Consider the following 18,458-nt stretch of genomic DNA (forward strand, 5'->3'; position numbering starts at 1 on the left):
TTGACGCAGGTCGACGGGATCCTGACGCGGGCGCCGCCGGTGCATACCCTGGGGCCATGATCGAGCGGCGTTCCGAGCGGGTGACGGCGGCCCTCGCCGCGCTGCGCGAGCGGGGCGAGCGCGTGACACCCGGCCGATCCGCCGTGCTCGAGGTCGTCGACTCCTCCGCCGAGCACCTCGACGCCGAGTCGATCGCCACGGCCGTCGCCCGCCGGGTGCCGGGGGTGCACCGCGCCACGATCTATCGCAGCCTCACCTCGCTCTCCGAGCTGGGCATCCTCACCCACACCCACGTGCCGGGCTCCGCGACGATCTATCACCTCGCGCCCGCCGGCGAGAGCCACGGCCACACGCACCTGCAGTGCACGACGTGCGAGCGGTTCTTCGACCTCCCGGTGAGCGAGCTGGAGCAGCTGCGCGAGTCCGTGCGCGAGAGAGCGGGGTTCGAGATCGACCCCCGCCACGCAGCCCTGCTCGGCACCTGCGAGGAGTGCGCCCAGGACCAGCAGGCCTGAGGCCGGGCGCATGGGCAGGCAGATCCACGGCGAGCAGATCTACGTCGAGACGCTCGTGCGCGCCCCGATGGAGCGACTCTGGGAGCTGACGCAGGACCCCGCCCAGCACACCCGGTGGGACCTGCGCTTCACCGAGATCAGCTACCTCCCGCGGCCCGATCCGCAGCAGCCGCAGGAGTTTCGGTACGCCATCCGCCTGGGCCCGTTCTCCGTCGCCGGGGTCGGTCGCACCCTCGGCGAGACCGAGCGGCCCGACGGAACCCGCACCTCCGCCCTGGGCTTCGGGTCGCGAAACCCCTTGTCCCCCATCAGGATCGGCCGCGGCTACTGGAGATACGTGCCGACCGAGGACGGTGTCCGCTTCCTCACCGGCTTCGACTACGACACGCGCTGGGGCCCGGTCGGCCGCCTGGTCGACCGCGCCTTCCGCCCGGCGATGGGCTGGGCCACGGCCTTCAGCTTCGACCGGCTGCGGTTGTGGCTGGAGGAGGGAACACCCCCGGAGCGCAACGGGATCCGGGCGGCGGCGAAGGCGTACGTCTTCGGGTCGAACCGGGTCGTGCCGCACGCGCGGCGCGCCCTGCGCACCCCGCCCGACCGCACGTCAGGCACCGCGCCCCGCACGATCGAGCACGTCGAGGTGGCGGTGTGAGCATCTTCGCGACCGCGATGGGGCCCGACTTCGAGCGGCTGCACCCCATGATGCGCAAGCGGTTCGGTGTCAGCGTGGCCGGCGGGCAAGCGTGCATCGGTCGCGGCGTGATGGACGAGGTGTGGCACGGGCCGTCGTGGACGCTGCCCTTCCTGCGCCTGGGGTCGTGGCGCAACATCCTCGTGCCGGTGCAGGGGCGCGACATCCCGTTCATGATCGAGAACTACCCCTACGTCGACTCCCTCGGCCGCGAGACGGTCTCGTTCAACCGCACGTTCGAGGTGCCGCCGCGGCGGGCGCGCTTCGACGCCCAGATGGTGCTCGACCCCGGCCGCAACCAGGTCGTCGACTTCCTCGGCACCCACCAGCACCTCGCGACGCCGCTGTCGTTCGAGGTCACCCCCGAGGGCGGCCTGACGATCCGCTCGCACGACCAGGTGTTCCAGGAGGGGCCGCTGCGCTTCCGCTTCCCTGACCAGCTCACCGGGCAGGCCGTGCTGCACGAGCGGTACGACGAGTCGATCGAGCGGTTCCGCATCGAGGTGAGCGTCAGCAACCGGCGGTTCGGCCGGCTCGCGGGCTATCGCGGCACGTTCACCTGCACCTGGCCCGCGATCGGTGACGAGGGCGTGCCGGCCTCGGTGAAGCCCCGTCGCGAGGATCCACGCCTGTGAGCCGAACGGCGCCAATCCCTATGTGCGCCGGTGGAACTGGACGGTCTTGACGCCGGTCCCGGCGTGGGTGCGGATCGTGGCTTCGGTGCCGGGCAGGTGGTAGGCGCGGTGGTGCCAGCCGCACATCGGGACGGCGTGGGCAAGGTCGGTCGGACCGCCGGCGGCGTAGGGAGTCTCGTGGTGCAGCTCGGTCCAGGCGTAGGGCCGGTCGCACCCGTCGACCGCGCACGCGGAGTATCGGGTGGCCAGCGCGGTGCGCTGCGCCTCGGTGAAGAACCGCCGCGTGCGGCCCAGGTCGAGCGGCAGGGACGGCCCGTCGAGCACCGCGGGCAGGATCCCGGCCCCGCACGCCAGCCGCCGCGCGTCCCCGGACGAGATGTCGTGCCCGGTGTCGAGGCCGGCCGCGGCGAGGTCGGCGAGCAGCTGCTCCCGGGTCATGGTGACCACGACGGTGGCAGCGACCTTGCCGTGCAACCGGTCGGTCGGCAGGTGCTCGAGCAGCTGCGCGAAGGCCAGGCCGTACTGGTGCGGCCAGTCGACCTCGGCCCAGGTGACGGTCTTGTCCCCGGGCGCGCCGACGCTCCTGGCCGAGCGGGCGCTGCCGCCCTGGTGACCGTCATGGTCGAAGGCGTCGTCGGCGTCGCCAGCGTTGCGCTGGCGACGGGGCGAGGCGAGCTGTTGCACGGTCTTGCGCAGGATGTCCCCGGCGAGGCGGGGCACGACGAACGACCCGGAGACGGTGCCGTCGTGGTTGTCGTGCATCGTGAGGCGGCACCGGTCCAGCGCCGAGCTCTCCTCGTCGCGCAGGACCCGGTCTTCGTGCTCATCGACCTTGCGCTGGTCGCGCTCGACGACCGAGAGGGCGCGCCTGGCCGCGGTGCGCAGTCTCGGCGCCGACATCCGGGCCGCGTCACCCACCAACGACTCCTCGACCCGTGCGACCTGGTCCGGCGACAGCCCCTCGGGCAGCTGCGTGATCGCCCACGCGATCACCCCCGCGTGCTCGGGCGAGACGCGGCCCTGGGACATCGCGGTGCCGGTCGCGGGAAGCCGCTCGTCGAGCTGCTCGGCGAGGTCGGCCTCCCGGGTCGCAGCGCCGCCGGTGCTGTTGGTCTGCCGCGCCAGCCAGGCCCCCGTGGTGGAGAACCCGCCCTGCGCGGCGACCTTCGACCGGTTCGCGCACGCCACCAGCCGCAGCTTCAGAGAGGCCACGCGCCGCGCCAGCCGCTCGGTCTCGGCCACCGCGCGCTCCAACGCGTCGGCATCGGCGAGCACTCCCGGGCCGGGCTCGTCACCCAGCGCGTCCAGCACCGCGTGCAGCTCGTGCAGGGTGGACGCCACGGTGACGCCGCCCGCGACACGCGGCCGGCTCGCCGTGCTGGTCGCTGTGCTCACCGCCATGCCCCCCTCCCCGGGTGACGCTCGCCCCACGACGGGCGAACTGGTGTTCGACTGAGGAGCACGCTACGACCGACCACTGACAGGCCCCCGGAGCCGCGGAACGCCAACAGATCCGCGGGGTTCGGCGTCGCCCGTGCCGGGTCTCGATACGGCCTCGTTCCTCGGCCTACTCGACCGGCTTGTGCCGGCGTACGCGACCGGCTCGGCGCCGGCGTACTCGACCGGTCGGCACCGGCCCGGGGGCCTCCAGCGGCCCGGACTAGGGTTGGGCTACATGCGACAAAGTCGCATGTAGCCGATCCGAACCGGAGGTGCACATGGCCGACTACCAGCTCCCCGAGCTGCCCTACGACTACGACGCGCTCGCCCCGCACATCAGCGGCGAGATCATGGAGCTCCACCACGACAAGCACCACGAGACCTACGTCAAGGGTGCGAACACCGCGATCGAGCAGATGGCGGAGGCGCGCGACAAGGACGACCTGAGCACGGTCAACCTGCTCGAGAAGAACCTCGCGTTCAACCTCGCGGGGCACGTCAACCACTCGGTGTTCTGGCCGAACATGTCGCCCGACGGCGGCGACAAGCCCGACGGTGAGCTGCAGCAGGCGCTCGACGACCAGTTCGGCTCGTTCGACGCGTTCCGCTCGCACTTCACCGCCAACGCGCTCGGCATCCAGGGCTCCGGCTGGTCGATCCTCGCCTGGGACTCGGTGGGCCAGAAGCTGCTGATCTGCCAGCTGTACGACCACCAGGGCAACCTGCCGGTCGGCCTCACCCCGCTGCTCATGCTGGACATGTGGGAGCACGCGTTCTACCTCGACTACAAGAACGTCAAGGCCGACTACGTCAAGGCCTGGTGGAACGTCGTCAACTGGGCCGACGTCATCCGCCGGTTCGAGGCCGCGCGCACCGCGACGAACGGACTCATCGTCCCGGCCTGATCGTCAACCCCCGGAGAGACATCTCTCGCAGACGGGCCCTCACCCGCCTCACCCCTTGACCTCGCGCCGGACGCGCAGGAGGTTGGGCCGAGACGGGCGGGGGCCCGTCGTGCACCGCACAAGGGGGAAACACCATGAAGATCAAGACCGTTCGTCGTACGGCCGCGGCAGCTGCTGTCGTCGGCGCCGCCGCCACCGGGATCGCCCTGGCGCCCGGGGCCAAGGCCGACAGCAGCTTCACCGGGCCGAACGGCTACATCAGCAGCTCGTGCAGCGGTTCGCTGATCAACTCGGGCCGGCTCTACAGCAGCAACGGGACCCGGCACTCGACCGCGCAGTGGCGGCTGTACTACAGCAGCAGCAACGGTGGCACGAACTGTCTGGTCCTGAACGACAACATCTGGGGCTCGCACGACATGACCGCGGCCATCCGCTACGCCTACAACTACAACGACGGCGCCAAGGACAGCGGCGTGTTCGCGAACTACGCGGGCGCGTCGAACCTGAAGAACGCCGCCGGGCGCTGCATCGGCATCACCGTGTCGCTCACCGAGCACGACGGGACGGTCTACAGCTACAACCGTGAGTCGTTCCACTGCGGCTGACCCCGCGCCAGCAGCACGCGAAAGCCGCCGGATCCCGTTGGGGCCGGCGGCTTTTCGCTGTCTGGAGCGGGCGACGAGAATCGAACTCGCGTATTCAGCTTGGGAAGCTGATGTTCTACCATTGAACTACGCCCGCGCGGCCGCTCGTCCGGTCTGGACCGGTCTGCAACGGCACGGCGCCACGGAGTCTAACCGACACCCGCCCGCACTCCCGAACTCGCCCGGCGAGAGCATGTGACTCGTGACAGCGGTGCTCGAGGGATTCGCCACGATCGGCCTGGTCATCGCCCTCGGCGCGCTCCTCGCCCACATCCGCCTCGTGGACGACCAGGCCCGCGTGATCCTCTCCCGGCTGGCGTTCTTCGTCGCCTCGCCGGCGCTGCTGGTGACCACCATCGCCGACACCGACGTGCACGGTGTGCTCTCCGGCAACCTCGTGGCCACCGCCGCCGGCGTGCTCGTCCCGGCCCTGACGTACGCCCTCGCCGCCCGGTTCGTCTGGCGGCGCGGCAGCGGAGACACCGTCATCGGCGCGCTGTCGAGCAGCTATGTCAACGCCGGCAACCTCGGCCTGCCCGTCGCGGCGTACGTCCTCGGCAACGCCTCCTTCGTCGCGCCCACGCTGCTGCTGCAGCTGCTCGTGCTGCAGCCGCTCGCGCTCGCGGTGCTCGACGCCGACCGCGGCGGGCGCCGGGTGTCGCTGCGCGACATCCTGCTGCGCCCGTTCACCAACCCGCTGACCCTCGGCACCCTGCTCGGCCTGCTGCTCGCGGTCACCGGCTGGCGGCTTCCGGAGTTCGTCGGACGCCCCATCGAGCTCGTCGGCTCGATGGCCGTGCCCGGCATGCTCATCGCGTACGGCATCGCGCTGCGGCTCGGACCCGGCCTCGGCGGCGGCATCCCGAAGGCGGAGCTGGCGCTCACCACCGCGCTGAAGCTGGTCGTGCAGCCGCTCGTCGCCTATCTCGTCGCGCACTTCGCGCTCGGCCTCGACGGCCACCCGCTGCTCGCCGTCGTGGTCTGCTCGGCGCTGCCGACCGCGCAGAACATCTACGTCCACGCCAGCCGATACGACCGGGCCACCACCCTCGCCCGCGACACCATCCTGCTGACCACCGCCGGTGCCGTGCCGGTGATCCTGCTGATCGCGTACCTCCTCGGCTGAGGCGGAGCCGCGGGCCACCTCGTAGTGTCGAGGCCCGTGACCCCTGAGCAGATCGCCGACCGGCTGGCCCTGGACGTGGTGCGCCCGTTGCTCGACCCGCTCGCGGTCGAGCCCGACGACGCCGCCGAGCTGATGCGCTGGCTGCCGACCCTCGACACCGCCGACCACGCGCGGGTCGCGACGGCCGCGGACGCGGTGCTCGGGCACCTCGGCGTCTACCGGATGCCCGACCCCGACCTGTTCGCGGCGGTGCCCGACGAGGCGGCGCGCCCGCCGGGGCTGCTGCGCCTGGCTGCGCTGCTCGCGACCGTGCCGGAGGTGCGCGCCTTCCACGCCGGCCGCGGCATCCCCGACGCCGACTCGTGGACGGCGCTGAGCCTGTTCGGCGTGCAGCTGCGCATCGACCGCGCGGCCTACGACGGCACCTTCGGGCTGCGCACCGCCCTGTGGCTCACCGCTCCCTGGTCGGGCGCGCTCTACTGGCTCGGCCGGCTGCAGCTCAACCTGCTCGACGTGCCCGAGCAGGGGCGCTGGCTGTCCGCCCACATCCCCCGCACCGGACCCCTCGACCCGGGTGCGGTCGACGCGTCGTTCGCGCGGGCGTACGCCTTCTTCGACCGGCACTTCCCCGACCTGCCGGTGCGCGGGTTGCACTGTCGCTCTTGGCTGTTGGACCCCCAGCTGCTCGAGACGGTCGCGCCGGAGAGCAACATCGCCCGCTTCCAGCAGCGGTGGCGGCTGACCGACGAGCTGGCCCCGGGGAACGCCGACGCGCTCTACTTCACCTTCGCGCTGCGCGGCGACCTCGACCTGGAGCGGCTGCCCCAGGAGACCTCGCTGCAGCGCGGCATCGTGGGGCGGGTGCGGGGCGGCGGCGAGTGGCACGTGCGCACGGGCACGATCCCGCGCTGAGCGGCGGGTCGTCTAGTTTGGCGTCGTGCTGCTCTCCGACCGCGACATCCTCGCCCAGATCGACGCCGGCCGCGTGGCCCTCGATCCCTACGACCCGGCGATGGTCCAGCCGTCCAGCATCGACATCCGCCTCGACCGGCACTTCCGGCTGTTCGACAACCACAAGTACCCCTACATCGACCCCGCCGAGGAGCAGCCGGAGCTGACCCGCGCGTTCGAGGTGCGCGGCGAGGAGCCATTCGTGCTGCACCCGGGGGAGTTCGTCCTGGGCTCGACGTACGAGCAGGTCACCCTGCCCGACGACGTCGCCGCCCGCGTCGAGGGCAAGTCGAGCCTCGGCCGGCTCGGGCTGCTCACCCACGCGACGGCGGGCTTCGTCGACCCCGGCTTCTCCGGCCACGTCACCCTCGAGCTGTCCAACGTCGCGACCCTGCCGATCAAGCTGTGGCCGGGCATGAAGATCGGTCAGCTGTGCTTCTTCCAGCTCAGCTCGCCGGCCGAGAACCCTTACGGCAGCGAGAAGTACGGCTCGCACTACCAGGGCCAGCGCGGTCCCACCGCGAGCAAGTCGTTCTCCCGCTTCCACCGCAGCGAGGTCTGAGCACCGGTGCCGCGCGAGGAGGCGCCCGAGGTCACCGCGGCGCACCGGCCCCACCTGAGCCTGCCGCGCGGTCGACGGCCGGGCGCCGTGGCGCTGGTGCTGCACGGCGGCGAGCCGACCAGCACCCTCCCGGTCACCCGGCTCGACCCCGCCCTGCTGCGGATGATCCCCTTCGCGCGCGACGTACGCCTGCGCAGCCGCGGGCGGGTCGGCCCGGCCGTGCTGCGCAACGCCGTGCGCGGCTGGAACGGCGACGCCAAGTCGTCGGTCGCCGACGCGGAGTGGGCGCTCGGGCGGCTGCGCGAGCGCTTCCCCGACGTGCCGATCGGCGTGATCGGCCACTCGATGGGCGGGCGCACCGCGTTCGAGCTGGCGGGCCACCCGGAGGTCAGCAGCATCGTCGCGCTCGCCCCCTGGCTGTCCGACGCCTATGCCGCCGAGCCGTTCGTCGGCACCCCGCTGCTCGTGGTGCACGGGCTGCGCGACCGGCGCACCGACCCGGCCGCGGCCCGCGACCTGGTCGAGCGGGTCGCGGCGGCCGGCGGCGACGCGCAGTTCGTGGGGTTGGACGACGCCCACGCGATGCTGCACCGCGCGCCCGCCTGGCACCGGCTCGCCTCGCGGTTCACCATCGACCGGCTGCTCGCCCGCTGAGCGGGATGCGCTGGAGGCGTACGCCCGGCTCGCCGGCCCGGGGGAGGGGCGGCTCACCCCTACGGCGGGGCGGCGGGCGTACGTCCTGACACCTGTCGGTCCGTGCCCATAGGTTGGGGCCATGATCACGTTCGACGAGGTCACCAAGTCCTACCCCAGCGCGCGGGGCGGTGAGCCGACGATCGCGGTCGACAAGCTGTCGCTGGAGGCCCCCACCGGCAAGATCACGGTGCTGGTCGGCCCCTCCGGCTGCGGCAAGACCACCTCGTTGCGCATGGTCAACCGGATGACCGACCCGACGTCGGGCACGATCGCGATCGACGGGCAGGACATCATGTCCACCGACGCGGCGACCCTGCGCCGGGGCATCGGCTACGTCATCCAGCACGCCGGCCTGTTCCCGCACCGCACCGTCGTCGACAACGTCGCGACCGTGCCGCTGCTGCTCGGCTGGTCCAAGGACAAGGCGCGCTCGCGGGCGCGCGAGGTGCTCGAGCTCGTGGGGCTGCCGGGGGCCTACGCCGACCGCTACCCCGCCCAGCTGTCCGGCGGTCAGCAGCAGCGCGTCGGGGTCGCCCGGGCGCTCGCGGCCGACCCGCCGGTGATGCTCATGGACGAGCCGTTCAGCGCCGTCGACCCGGTGGTGCGCGACCAGCTGCAGGACGAGTTCCTCCGGCTGCAGGACGAGCTCGGCAAGACCATCGTCTTCGTCACCCACGACATCGACGAGGCCATCAAGATGGGCGACCAGGTGGCCGTGCTGCGCGTCGGCGGCGTGCTCGCCCAGGTCGCGACGCCCGAATACCTGCTGGCCCACCCGATCGACGACTTCGTGGCCGACTTCGTCGGGCGCGACCGCGGCTATCGCTCGCTCAGCTTCCAGCCCTCCCCGCAGCTGCCGCTGCGCGAGGAGGTCGTGGTGCCGATGGGCGCCGAGCCCGACGCCGTGCGCGCGGCGACCAACGACCCCTGGGTGCTGGTCGTCGACGACGAGGCCCGGCCGCAGGGCTGGGTCGAGCCGCAACGCATCCAGGCCGCGATCGAGCCGTCGATGCTGCACCGCGGCGGCACCGTCGCCCGGGCCGACGGTCCGCTGCGCGCGATGCTCGACGCGGCGCTGTCCTCGCCGAGCCGGCGCGGGGTCGTGGTCGACGACAAGGGCCGGCTGCTCGGGTCGGTGCGGGCGCACGAGGTGCTCGCCGCCATCGAGGCCACCGACCGCCCCGAGGCCGACCCCGACGACGTCGCACCCACCGAGGACCGATCGGCATGAAGGCGCTCGACGCGTCGTTCGTCTCCGACAACCTCGGCGACATCGCCTACCGCACCTTCCTGCACGCCGAGATGGCCGGCATCCCGCTGCTCATCGGGCTCGCGCTCGCGCTGCCGCTGGGCTGGCTCGCGCGCCGCGCGTCCTGGCTGCGCACCGGGCTGCTCACCGCCTCGGGCCTGCTCTACACCATCCCCTCGCTGGCGCTGTTCGTCGTGATGCCGCTGATCCTCGGCACCCCGATCCTCGCGGGCTGGAACGTCGTGGCCGCGATGACGCTCTACACGCTGGCGCTGCTGGTGCGCACCGTCGTCGACGGGCTCGACGCGGTGCCCGAGACCGTGCGGCAGGCGGCGACGGCGATGGGATACACCCCGTTCAAGCGGTTCGTGTCGGTCGAGCTGCCGCTCGCGGTGCCGGTCATCGGCGCCGGGCTGCGGGTCGCGGCGGTGAGCAACGTGAGCATCGTCAGCGTCGCCGCGCTGCTGGGCATCCCGCAGCTGGGCGTCTACCTGACCAACGGCTACAACCGCACCTACTGGACCGAGATCTGGGTCGGCATCGTCGCGATCCTGCTGCTGGCGCTGGTCTTCGACCTCGTCATCCAGGCCATCACGCGGTTGCTCACCCGGTGGCAGCGAGCGGGGGCGACGGCATGATCCTCTCCGAGGTCTGGACCTGGCTGACCAGCTCCGAGAACTGGTCGGGCGACGCCGGCATCGCCAACCGGCTGCTGGAGCATCTCGGCTACACCGGCCTGACGATGCTCTTCGCGATGCTGATCGCGCTGCCGCTCGGCACCTGGATCGCCCACACCGGCCGCGGCGCCTGGATGATCACCGTCGCCAACGCCGCCCGCGCGATCCCGAGCCTGGGTCTGCTGCTGGTGCTGGTGCTGTGGTTGCAGCCGAAGTTCCAGGGCGACACCAACCTCGGCTTCCTGCTGCCCTCGATCGTCGCGCTGGTGGTGCTGGCGCTGCCGCCGCTGCTGGCGGGCGCGTACTCCGGCGTCAGCGAGGTCGACCCGGCCGCGCGCGACGCGGCCAAGGGCATGGGCATGACCGGCCGCGAGGTCTTCTTCAAGGTCGAGCTGCCCAACGCGCTGCCGCTGATCCTGTCCGGCGTGCGCAGCGCCACGCTGCAGGTCGTGGCCACCGCGACCATCGCGGCGTTCACCGGGCTCGGCGGGCTGGGGCGCTACGTCATCGACGGCCGGCAGACCAGCCAGTCCGACGAGATGATCGGCGGCGCGCTGCTGGTCGCGGCGCTCGCGCTCGTGCTCGACCTGGTGCTCGCGCTCGTGCAGCGCAGCATCGTCTCGCCCGGGCTCACCGGGCGCACGTCCCGACGGCGGCTGCGCCCCGCGCGGTCGGCCGCCGACGCCGACACCGGATCCGCCACCCCCAACGCCACCAGAGAGCAGGCCACGGCATGACCACCCGACCCACTCGACGCGCAGCCCTCGCCGCCGGCGCCTGCGCCGTGCTGCTGACCGGGTGCGGGCTCTCCGGAGACCCGCTCGAGGCAGCCGGCGGAGGCGGGGAGGCGTGCTCCACCGAGCAACCGCAGGCCGGCCCCATCAAGGTCGGCGCCGCGGACTTCCCCGAGTCGCAGCTGATCGCCGAGCTGTATGCCGGCGCGCTCAAGGCCAAGGGCGTCAACGCCTCGACGACCGACCCGATCGGCGCGCGCGAGGCCTACCTGCAGGCGCTCGGCGACGGCTCGGTGCAGGTCGTCCCCGAATACACCAACTCGCTGCTGAACTTCCTGCAGCCCGACACCAAGGTCAAGGGCACCGAGCAGATCTACGCCGCGCTGCGCACCGCCGTGCCGTGCAGCCAGGTCGTCGGCGCGAAGTCGACCGCCGAGGACTCCAACGCGATGGTGGTCACCAAGGAGACCGCGCAGAAGTGGAACCTCAAGACCGTCTCCGACCTGGCCAAGCGGGCGAACGAGGTCACCATCGCCGCGCCGCCGGAATTCCGCACCCGCGAGCAGGGGCTGGTGGGGCTGAAGTCGACCTACAACCTGACGCCCAAGGCGTTCCGGCCGATCAGCAACACCGCCACCCTCGCGGCCGCGCTGAAGAACGGCCAGGCCACGGCCGCCAACATCTTCTCCACCGACCCCTCGATCACGACCAACGGATTCGTGGTGCTGCGCGACGACAAGCAGCTGTTCGGCTCCGACAACGTCGTGCCGCTCATCGCCCGCTCGTCGGCCACCCCCACCGTGCAGGTCACGCTCGACCAGGTGTCGGCCAAGCTGACCACCGCCTCGCTCGCGCAGATGCTCAAGCAGGTCGTGGTCGACAAGCGCGACGCCGCCACCGTCGCCCAGACCTGGCTGCGGCAGAACAAGCTGGCCTGACGCGACGGAGCGCGCACGCTCCGGCGGTTGACCGTGGGTGCGTGCGCTGGGGCGCACGGGTCGGCGGTGGTCCGCGAGGGCGTACGTCGGTGGCCGGTTCGGCGGGAACCCACCCGGGCGGGTCCCCAGCGGCGAAGATGGTGCCGAGGGCGTGAGGTCTGGCTCGCGTCCCGGAAGGAGACCCGATGCTGCTGCGCCTGGTGCGCTCCGGGCTGGCGTCATACCGACCCTGGGTCGCGCTGCTGGTCGTGCTGCAGCTGATCAGCGTCGTCACGTCGCTCTATCTGCCGAGCCTCAACGCCGACATCATCGACAACGGCCTGGCCCGCGGCGACATCGGATACATCTGGCGGGTCGGCGGCGTGATGCTGCTGGTCAGCGTCGTGCAGATCATCGCCGCCGCGGCCGCGACGTTCACCGGCGCACGCACGGCCATGAGCTTCGGGCGCGACGTGCGCGCTGCGATCTTCGACCGGGTCACCCGGTTCTCGGGACGTGAGGTCAACGAGTTCGGCGCCCCGTCGCTGATCACCCGCACCACGAACGACGTGCAGCAGGTGCAGATGCTCGTGCTGATGAGCGCGACGCTGGCGGTCAGCGCCCCGATCATGATGATCGGCGGGGTCATCATGGCGCTGCGCGAGGACGTCGGCCTCTCCTGGCTGATGGTCGTCGCCGTGCCGGTGCTCGCGGTCTCCATCGGGCTGATCGTGCGGCAGATGGTGCCGCAGTTCCGGCTGATGCAGACCCGGCTCGACGGGGTCAACCGGGTGCTGCGCGAGCAGCTGATGGGGCTGCGCGTGGTGCGGGCGTTCGTGCGCGAGCCCTACGAGATCGACCGCTTCACCGACGCCAACACCCAGCTCACCGACGTGGCGCGCATCGTCGGCCGGCTGATGGGCGCGATGTTCCCCGTCGTGATGCTCGTGATGAACCTGTCGACCGTCGCGGTGGTGTGGTTCGGCGGCCAGCGGGTCGCGAGCGGTGACATGCAGGTCGGGGCGCTGACGGCGTACATGACCTATCTGGTGCAGATCCTGATGTCGGTGATGATGGCGACCTTCATGTTCATGCTGGTGCCCCGCGCCTCGGTCGCCGCCGAGCGCATCCAGCAGGTGCTCGACACCGACAGCTCGGTGGTGCCGCCCGCCGACCCGGCGCCGCTGCGCGAGCTGCAGGGCGTGGTCGACCTGGTCGACGTGGGGATGCGCTACCCGGGCGCCGACCAGCCGGTGCTGACCGGCGTCGACCTGCACGCCGAGCCGGGCCAGACGGTGGCGATCATCGGCTCGACCGGCGCGGGCAAGACCACGTTGCTGTCGCTGGTCGCGCGGCTGTTCGACGCCACCGCGGGCGAGGTGCGCATCGACGGGGTCGACGTGCGCCGGATCGAGCCCGACGTGCTGTGGGGGCACCTTGGGATCGTGCCGCAGAAGCCGTTCCTGTTCAGCGGGACGATCGCGAGCAACCTGCGCTACGGCCGGCCCGACGCCACCGACGAAGAGCTGTGGCAGGCCCTCGAGATCGCCCAGGCGCGCGACTTCGTCGAGCGGATGCCGGGCGGGCTCGAGGCGCCGATCTTCCAGGGCGGCAGCAACGTGTCGGGCGGGCAGCGGCAGCGGCTGTGCATCGCCCGGGCGCTGGTGGCGCGGCCGCGCATCTATCTGTTCGACGACTCCTTCTCGGCGCTGGACCTGGCCACCGACGCCCGGCTGCGGGCCGCGCTGGAGCCGATCACCCGCGACGCGACGGTGCTCGTCGTCGCCCAGCGGGCGGCCAGCGTGCGCGACGCCGACCGGATCCTGGTGCTCGAGGACGGCCGGGTCGTCGGCGACGGCCGGCACGACGACCTGCTCCAGACGTGCGAGACGTATCGGGAGATCGTGGAGAGCCAGGCGGGGGCGGGGGTTCCATGAGCGGCGAGGAGCGCGCAGCGCAGGGTGCGGGTGAGGGACGAGCACGCGGCCGGAGCGGAGTGCGATCGAGCGCGACAGAAGACATGACGGATGAGCAGCAGGAGAGGGAGACACCGGCCGCGCCGGTGCGCGGCGGCGGGCGCGACCCGCTGTCGGCGATGCCGCCGGTGGGGAAGTCGCTGAACTTCGTGCCGTCGGCGAAGCGGCTCATCGGTCTGCTGCGCCCCGAGCGGGGGCGGATGGTCCTGGTGGTGGCGCTGGCGGTGGTCTCGGTGACGCTGTCGGTGATCGGTCCCCGGGTGCTGGGTCAGGCGATCGACCTGGTGTTCGCCGGCGCGGTGGGCCAGCAGCTGCCGGCGGGGCAGAGCCTCGAGACGGTCGTCGCGGGCATGCGGGCGGCCGGTCAGAACGACATGGCAGACATGGTCTCGCGGCTGGACGTGGTGCCGGGGGCCGGCGTCGACTTCGGCGCGGTCGGGCGGGTGCTGCTGATCGTCGTCGCGCTGTACGCCTTCGCGGCCCTGGCACAGTTCGTCCAGGCCTGGCTGCTCAACGACGCGGTCCAGGCGACCGTGCGACGGCTGCGCCAAGAGGTCGAGGACAAGATCCACCGGCTGCCGCTGTCCTACCTGGACGGACAGCCGCGCGGCGAGCTGCTGTCGCGGGTCACCAACGACGTCGACAACATCTCCCAGTCGCTCAGCCAGACGCTGAGCCAGCTGCTGATCTCGCTGCTCACGGTCATCGGCGTCATCGTGATGATGCTGAGCATCTCGCCGCTGCTGACCCTGGTGGCGCTGGTGTCGATCCCGCTCGCGCTGCTGCTGACCCGGCAGGTCATGAAGCGCAGCCAGCGGCTGTTCATGCAGCAGTGGCAGCACACCGGCGAGCTCAACGCCCAGATCGAGGAGGCCTACACCGGCCACGAGCTCGTGACCGTCTTCGGCCGTCGCCGCGAGGTGGGCGCGCGGTTCGCCGAGAAGAACGCCGAGCTCACCGACGTGAGCTACAAGGCGCAGTTCGTCAGCGGGCTGATGATGCCGATCATGATGTTCGTCGGGAACCTCTCCTACGTCGTCATCTGCGTGGTCGGTGCGCTGCGGGTCGTGAGCGGGCAGCTGTCGCTCGGCGAGGTCACCGCGTTCGTGCAGTACTCCCGCCAGTTCACCCAGCCGCTCAGCCAGCTCGCGTCGATGGCCAACCTGCTGCAGTCCGGCGTCGCGTCGGCCGAGCGGGTCTTCGAGCTGCTCGACGCGCCCGAGCAGACGCCCGAGCAGGCCGCGCGTCTGCCGCGCCCGACGCGCGGGCGGGTGGCGTTCGAGGACGTGTCGTTCGGCTACGGCGAGCGGCCGCTGATCGAGCACCTCGACCTGGTCGCCGAACCGGGCCAGACCGTCGCGATCGTCGGCCCGACGGGCGCCGGCAAGACCACCCTGGTCAACCTGCTCATGCGCTTCTACGAGCTCGACGGCGGGCGCATCACGCTCGACGGCGTCGACATCGCCTCGGTCCCGCGCGAGGAGCTGCGCGCCCGGATCGGCATGGTGCTGCAGGACACCTGGCTGTTCGCCGGCACCATCCGCGACAACATCGCCTACGGCAACCCCGACGCGACGCCCGAGCAGATCCAGCAGGCGGCCGAGGCCACCTTCGTCGACCGGTTCGTGCACTCGCTGCCCGACGGTTACGACACGCTCATCGACGACGAGGCCAGCAACCTCAGCGTCGGCGAGCGGCAGCTGGTGACCATCGCGCGCGCGTTCGTCGCCGACCCGTCGCTGCTGATCCTCGACGAGGCCACCAGCTCGGTCGACACCCGCACCGAGCTGCTGCTGCAGCAGGCCATGGCGGCGCTGCGCACCGACCGCACGAGCTTCGTCATCGCCCACCGCCTCTCCACGATCCGCGACGCCGACGTGATCCTCGTGATGGAGGACGGCGGCATCGTCGAGCAGGGTTCGCACGACGAGCTGATCGCTGCCGAGGGTGCGTACTACCGCCTCTACCAGGCCCAGTTCCGAGGCGCCGCAGTCGATCTCGACGAGGAGGAGGCGGTCGAGCAGACCCAGGGCACGGGGGCCGCCACCTCCTGACGAGACGCGGCCGACGCGGCATCACGGTCTCTCCGGCGGTCGACGGATCATGAAGTCGTACGTCGTCGTCCGGCCGCGCAGGAACCCGTCGTTGTCGAGGTACCACAACACGAGCTGGGGGTCGCGCACGCTGCCGCGTGCGAGCTGCTGGGCGGCGCTGCGGGCGTAGCGGTCGGAGTCGTGCACGCCGATCACCGACTCGGGCGCGCAGCCCGGCAGCGGCGAGGGATCGAGCACGACCCGGACCCGGTTGACGGTGTCGGGGTCGGCCTTCTGGTCGAGCCGGGGCACCAGGTCGCTGCGGTGCTCCAGCGACAGCACCCGCACGTCCTTCGGCACGTCGACGCGCGACACCGGCGACCCGGCCGTGAGCACCGAGGTGACCCGGAAGCGCCGGCGAAACGCGGGGTCGGCCGCGAGCCGGGTGGCGACGAGGCCGCCCTGGCTGTGCCCGCTCAGCAGCACCGGCTCGCTGCCCGGCCGCACGCCGGCCGAGCGCATCGCGGCGGCGACCGCCTGGGCGATCGCGGCGTAGAGCCTCGGGGCCACGCCGCCGACCGCCGCGAGGTTGGTCGGGCCGTCGCTGGGGTTGGTGGGGGAGCCCAGGCTCCAGTCCTGGGTGCCGGGGATGTTGACCACCCACCGGGCCTGTCCGTCGCCGCCGACGACGCGCTGCACGCGCACCCGTGAGCCCGCCGCCCCGGCCGCGGACGGCGCGGCGATCGCCGACTGGGTCTGCAGCAACCCCGACAGGTCGCCGGGTGCGTCGGTCGCGACCCCGAGGGCCGGTGGATCGTCAGCGGCACCAACGCTTCTCGCGGCCTTCCCTGCCTGCGGCAGGGGCACGGACGTGACGGTGAGCGGCCGGTCGTCGCGGGCCAGCCCGCCGGTGCGCAGCAGCACCAGCAGCTGCCCGGCCTGCTGCTCGAGCGGCCCCGGCGGCAGCATCCACCGGCCGCCGGCGACGGCGAGGTCGACGATGCCGGGGTTGGCGTAGACCGTGGCGTCGAGCCCGCGCAGGAATCGGGCGACCACGTCGGCGACCGGGTCGCCCTCGCGCGGGAACCCTTGGGGCGTGAACCAGCTCGCGGGGTGCTCGGTGACCGACTGCACCACCGAGGTGACGGCCGTGCCGCTGACGACGGTCAGCACGACCGGCACCCCCACCGACAGCTGCAGCGCCTCGAAGGCCGCCGACCGGCGCCGCTCGACCGCCTCGTAGGCGCCGGCGCCCAGCCGCACCCCGCGGGCGACCAGCTCGATGCGGATGCCGAGGCTGTGCAGCCCGCGCGGGCCGTACGCCAGCGCCTGCATCTGCAGGTTGACCGCCCCCGCGGTGAAGGGGGACAGGAACGAGGAGCGCAGCGGGATGCCGTCGACGTGCATCACCTGCCGCCCCAGGTCGCGCGCGGTGTCGCCCGAGCGGTCGAGCCGCCACGCCACCGACCGCATGTCGCCCAGGTCGGCCTCGATCGACACCGCCCCGCCGGTGACCTGCGGTCGCCCCGGGCCCGGGCCGCACCCCGGCGGGGTCTGGCTCATCCGGTCACGGCCCGCGCGCCGGCACCGGTCGGGCGCGTGAGGACCACGGCCGCGTCGAGCAGCTCGTCACGCAGCATCGCGGCTGAGAGCGGCGCCGCGCTGATCTGCTCGTGCGGGTGCGCCGCGAGCCGCCACCATCCGTCGGCCGTGGCCAGCGCCGAGACGATCGTCAGCGGACGTCGGTCGCCGCCCGGGTCGACTGCCACGGTCACCCCGCCGGTCGTCGAGGTCGCCGCGCTGCGCACCCACCGCGGGACGTCGGCCAGCCCCAGGTCGTCGAGGGCCACCGCGAGCACCTCGGTCTCGTCGCGGCGCAGCATGTCGCACAGCACCAGCAGGTCGCCGAACTCCACGCACGGCGCCGGCAGCGGCTCCTCGTCGGCGAGGTCGTGGTCGGCCGGCTCGAGCACCGCGTCGGCGCTCCCGGCCGTGGGCACCAGCCGCCACAGCTCGTCGACCAGGGCCCAGGCCGGGCCGGTGCTGCGGCCCTGTGCGGCGACGGCCGCCTCGTGCACGAAGGTCACCGACAGCACGAACCGCTCGCCGTCGAGCGCGGCGGCGGCGGTGAGCTGCCGGTCGCCCTGCCACGACGACAGCAGCAGCTTCGGCCGCAGCGGGTCGCGCAGCGGCGCCAGCTCGGGCCCGTCGGGGTCGGGGTCGATGACCCGCCGCACGCCGCTCACGGCAACCGCCCCACGGCCCGGACCGCGGTGCCGCCCGGCAGCCAGGGGGCGATCTGGTCCAGCGTCGCGCCGGTGGCCGTGACCGTCGCGCCGACCTGCTGCCCGACCCGCGCGAGCATGCGCTCCTGGTGGTCGACCGCGATCGCGTGCATCAACAGCTTGCGCTGCAGCAGCGCGAGCCCCTCGGCGCACCGGTCCATCTCGCGGGCGCGCTCCTCGAGCCGCCGGCGGTATGCCGTGGCCCCCAGGCTCTGCCAGGTCACCCCGTCGGCCCGGCGCAGCGCCGTCGCCGCAGCCCGCGCCTCGAGGGCCATCCGCCCGGCCCGGCCGGCCGCCCGCCTGATCTGTTCGACGTCCTCCGACATGCGGCGAGCCTCACCCGGCCCGGCGCCCCGCGCGAGACCCGAGCCCCGGCCTGTGGACACCACCCGGCCGACGCGCCGGGCTGTGGAAAGCAGCCC

Annotated in this window: 19 protein-coding genes and 1 tRNA gene; 15 read left to right on the forward strand and 5 right to left on the reverse strand. The window is 72.5% G+C overall.

Going from position 1 to position 18,458, the window contains the following annotated elements; genetic code table 11:
- Positions 1–56 precede the first annotated feature (56 nt).
- From FB554_RS16130 to FB554_RS16140, 3 genes are read left to right on the forward strand one after another with little or no spacing between them, the layout of a single operon-like run.
- Positions 57–515: a Fur family transcriptional regulator gene (locus FB554_RS16130; protein ID WP_142007702.1), complete on the forward strand. Its 459-nt coding sequence runs from the start codon at positions 57–59 to the stop codon at positions 513–515.
- 10 nt (positions 516–525) lie between these two features.
- Positions 526–1,167 carry an SRPBCC family protein gene (locus FB554_RS16135; protein WP_142007703.1) on the forward strand — a complete coding sequence of 214 codons (642 nt, stop codon included), beginning with the start codon at positions 526–528 and terminating at the stop codon, positions 1,165–1,167.
- Positions 1,164–1,841: a DUF4166 domain-containing protein gene (locus FB554_RS16140; protein WP_236022180.1), complete on the forward strand. Its 678-nt coding sequence runs from the start codon at positions 1,164–1,166 to the stop codon at positions 1,839–1,841. The genes FB554_RS16135 and FB554_RS16140 overlap by 4 nt, the downstream gene beginning before the upstream one ends.
- A gap of 18 nt (positions 1,842–1,859) precedes the next feature.
- Here the strand turns inward: FB554_RS16140 and FB554_RS16145 are convergent, their stop codons facing one another.
- Positions 1,860–3,242, reverse strand: a complete 1,383-nt coding sequence (locus tag FB554_RS16145) for an HNH endonuclease signature motif containing protein (RefSeq protein WP_142007704.1) — start codon at positions 3,240–3,242, stop codon at positions 1,860–1,862.
- A 317-nt stretch (positions 3,243–3,559) separates the two neighbouring features.
- On the opposite strand from FB554_RS16145, the gene FB554_RS16150 reads away from it, so the two are divergent.
- Together FB554_RS16150 and FB554_RS16155 are read left to right on the forward strand one after the other, a co-directional pair.
- Positions 3,560–4,186 (forward strand): superoxide dismutase, encoded by a 627-nt coding sequence (locus tag FB554_RS16150; RefSeq protein WP_142007705.1) that lies wholly within the window; start codon positions 3,560–3,562, stop codon positions 4,184–4,186.
- 134 nt (positions 4,187–4,320) lie between these two features.
- On the forward strand, positions 4,321–4,791 hold the full coding sequence (locus FB554_RS16155; RefSeq protein WP_142007706.1) for a hypothetical protein: 471 nt from the start codon (positions 4,321–4,323) through the stop codon (positions 4,789–4,791).
- Positions 4,792–4,853: 62 nt separating this feature from the next.
- Here the strand turns inward: FB554_RS16155 and FB554_RS16160 are convergent.
- Positions 4,854–4,927, reverse strand: a tRNA-Gly gene (locus FB554_RS16160).
- Between the two features lie 105 nt (positions 4,928–5,032).
- On the opposite strand from FB554_RS16160, the gene FB554_RS16165 reads away from it, so the two are divergent.
- The 10 genes from FB554_RS16165 to FB554_RS16210 all read left to right on the forward strand — a co-directional run bounded on the left by FB554_RS16165 (position 5,033) and on the right by FB554_RS16210 (position 15,772).
- Positions 5,033–5,956, forward strand: a complete 924-nt coding sequence (locus tag FB554_RS16165) for an AEC family transporter (protein WP_142007707.1) — start codon at positions 5,033–5,035, stop codon at positions 5,954–5,956.
- Positions 5,957–5,992: 36 nt separating this feature from the next.
- Positions 5,993–6,868 carry an acyltransferase domain-containing protein gene (locus FB554_RS16170; RefSeq protein WP_142007708.1) on the forward strand — a complete coding sequence of 292 codons (876 nt, stop codon included), beginning with the start codon at positions 5,993–5,995 and terminating at the stop codon, positions 6,866–6,868.
- Positions 6,869–6,893: 25 nt separating this feature from the next.
- A complete protein-coding gene (gene dcd, locus FB554_RS16175; RefSeq protein ID WP_142007709.1) occupies positions 6,894–7,469 on the forward strand; it encodes a dCTP deaminase in 576 nt (191 codons plus the stop codon).
- 6 nt (positions 7,470–7,475) lie between these two features.
- The gene (locus tag FB554_RS16180) at positions 7,476–8,123 is read left to right on the forward strand and encodes a dienelactone hydrolase family protein (RefSeq protein ID WP_211344691.1); all 648 of its coding nucleotides are present in this window, start codon (positions 7,476–7,478) and stop codon (positions 8,121–8,123) included.
- A gap of 121 nt (positions 8,124–8,244) precedes the next feature.
- Positions 8,245–9,396 carry an ABC transporter ATP-binding protein gene (locus FB554_RS16185; protein ID WP_142007710.1) on the forward strand — a complete coding sequence of 384 codons (1,152 nt, stop codon included), beginning with the start codon at positions 8,245–8,247 and terminating at the stop codon, positions 9,394–9,396.
- Positions 9,393–10,052, forward strand: a complete 660-nt coding sequence (locus FB554_RS16190) for an ABC transporter permease (protein WP_142007711.1) — start codon at positions 9,393–9,395, stop codon at positions 10,050–10,052. Before FB554_RS16185 ends, FB554_RS16190 begins: the two co-directional genes overlap by 4 nt.
- Positions 10,049–10,828, forward strand: coding sequence for an ABC transporter permease (locus FB554_RS16195; protein WP_170206951.1), 780 nt, complete (start codon positions 10,049–10,051; stop codon positions 10,826–10,828). Before FB554_RS16190 ends, FB554_RS16195 begins: the two co-directional genes overlap by 4 nt.
- Positions 10,825–11,763 carry an ABC transporter substrate-binding protein gene (locus tag FB554_RS16200; RefSeq protein WP_142007713.1) on the forward strand — a complete coding sequence of 313 codons (939 nt, stop codon included), beginning with the start codon at positions 10,825–10,827 and terminating at the stop codon, positions 11,761–11,763. The genes FB554_RS16195 and FB554_RS16200 overlap by 4 nt, the downstream gene beginning before the upstream one ends.
- A 185-nt stretch (positions 11,764–11,948) precedes the next feature.
- Positions 11,949–13,679 carry an ABC transporter ATP-binding protein gene (locus tag FB554_RS16205; RefSeq protein ID WP_142007714.1) on the forward strand — a complete coding sequence of 577 codons (1,731 nt, stop codon included), beginning with the start codon at positions 11,949–11,951 and terminating at the stop codon, positions 13,677–13,679.
- A gap of 83 nt (positions 13,680–13,762) precedes the next feature.
- Positions 13,763–15,772, forward strand: coding sequence for an ABC transporter ATP-binding protein (locus tag FB554_RS16210; protein WP_142007715.1), 2,010 nt, complete (start codon positions 13,763–13,765; stop codon positions 15,770–15,772).
- 21 nt (positions 15,773–15,793) lie between these two features.
- On the opposite strand, the gene FB554_RS16215 is transcribed toward FB554_RS16210, so the two are convergent.
- The 3 genes from FB554_RS16215 to FB554_RS16225 are packed head-to-tail and all read right to left on the reverse strand — an operon-like array spanning position 15,794 to position 18,362.
- A complete protein-coding gene (locus FB554_RS16215) occupies positions 15,794–17,314 on the reverse strand; it encodes a PGAP1-like alpha/beta domain-containing protein (RefSeq protein ID WP_142007716.1) in 1,521 nt (506 codons plus the stop codon).
- A complete protein-coding gene (locus tag FB554_RS16220) occupies positions 17,311–17,997 on the reverse strand; it encodes a hypothetical protein (RefSeq protein WP_142007717.1) in 687 nt (228 codons plus the stop codon). The genes FB554_RS16215 and FB554_RS16220 overlap by 4 nt, the downstream gene beginning before the upstream one ends.
- Positions 17,994–18,362: a hypothetical protein gene (locus FB554_RS16225; protein WP_142007718.1), complete on the reverse strand. Its 369-nt coding sequence runs from the start codon at positions 18,360–18,362 to the stop codon at positions 17,994–17,996. The genes FB554_RS16220 and FB554_RS16225 overlap by 4 nt, the downstream gene beginning before the upstream one ends.
- Positions 18,363–18,458 lie beyond the last annotated feature (96 nt).

The sequence above is a fragment of the Barrientosiimonas humi genome, from assembly GCF_006716095.1.
In the GTDB taxonomy this organism is placed as follows: Bacteria; Actinomycetota; Actinomycetes; order Actinomycetales; family Dermatophilaceae; genus Barrientosiimonas; species Barrientosiimonas humi.

Coding starts and splice junctions, on each gene's coding strand:
- FB554_RS16130 (WP_142007702.1), top strand. CDS start 57: ATGATCGAGCGGCGTTCCGAGCGGGTGACGGCGGCCCTCGCCGCGCTG.
- FB554_RS16135 (WP_142007703.1), top strand. CDS start 526: ATGGGCAGGCAGATCCACGGCGAGCAGATCTACGTCGAGACGCTCGTG.
- FB554_RS16145 (WP_142007704.1), bottom strand. CDS start 3,242: ATGGCGGTGAGCACAGCGACCAGCACGGCGAGCCGGCCGCGTGTCGCG.
- FB554_RS16150 (WP_142007705.1), top strand. CDS start 3,560: ATGGCCGACTACCAGCTCCCCGAGCTGCCCTACGACTACGACGCGCTC.
- FB554_RS16155 (WP_142007706.1), top strand. CDS start 4,321: ATGAAGATCAAGACCGTTCGTCGTACGGCCGCGGCAGCTGCTGTCGTC.
- FB554_RS16185 (WP_142007710.1), top strand. CDS start 8,245: ATGATCACGTTCGACGAGGTCACCAAGTCCTACCCCAGCGCGCGGGGC.
- FB554_RS16190 (WP_142007711.1), top strand. CDS start 9,393: ATGAAGGCGCTCGACGCGTCGTTCGTCTCCGACAACCTCGGCGACATC.
- FB554_RS16195 (WP_170206951.1), top strand. CDS start 10,049: ATGATCCTCTCCGAGGTCTGGACCTGGCTGACCAGCTCCGAGAACTGG.
- FB554_RS16200 (WP_142007713.1), top strand. CDS start 10,825: ATGACCACCCGACCCACTCGACGCGCAGCCCTCGCCGCCGGCGCCTGC.
- FB554_RS16205 (WP_142007714.1), top strand. CDS start 11,949: ATGCTGCTGCGCCTGGTGCGCTCCGGGCTGGCGTCATACCGACCCTGG.
- FB554_RS16210 (WP_142007715.1), top strand. CDS start 13,763: ATGACGGATGAGCAGCAGGAGAGGGAGACACCGGCCGCGCCGGTGCGC.
- FB554_RS16215 (WP_142007716.1), bottom strand. CDS start 17,314: ATGAGCCAGACCCCGCCGGGGTGCGGCCCGGGCCCGGGGCGACCGCAG.
- FB554_RS16225 (WP_142007718.1), bottom strand. CDS start 18,362: ATGTCGGAGGACGTCGAACAGATCAGGCGGGCGGCCGGCCGGGCCGGG.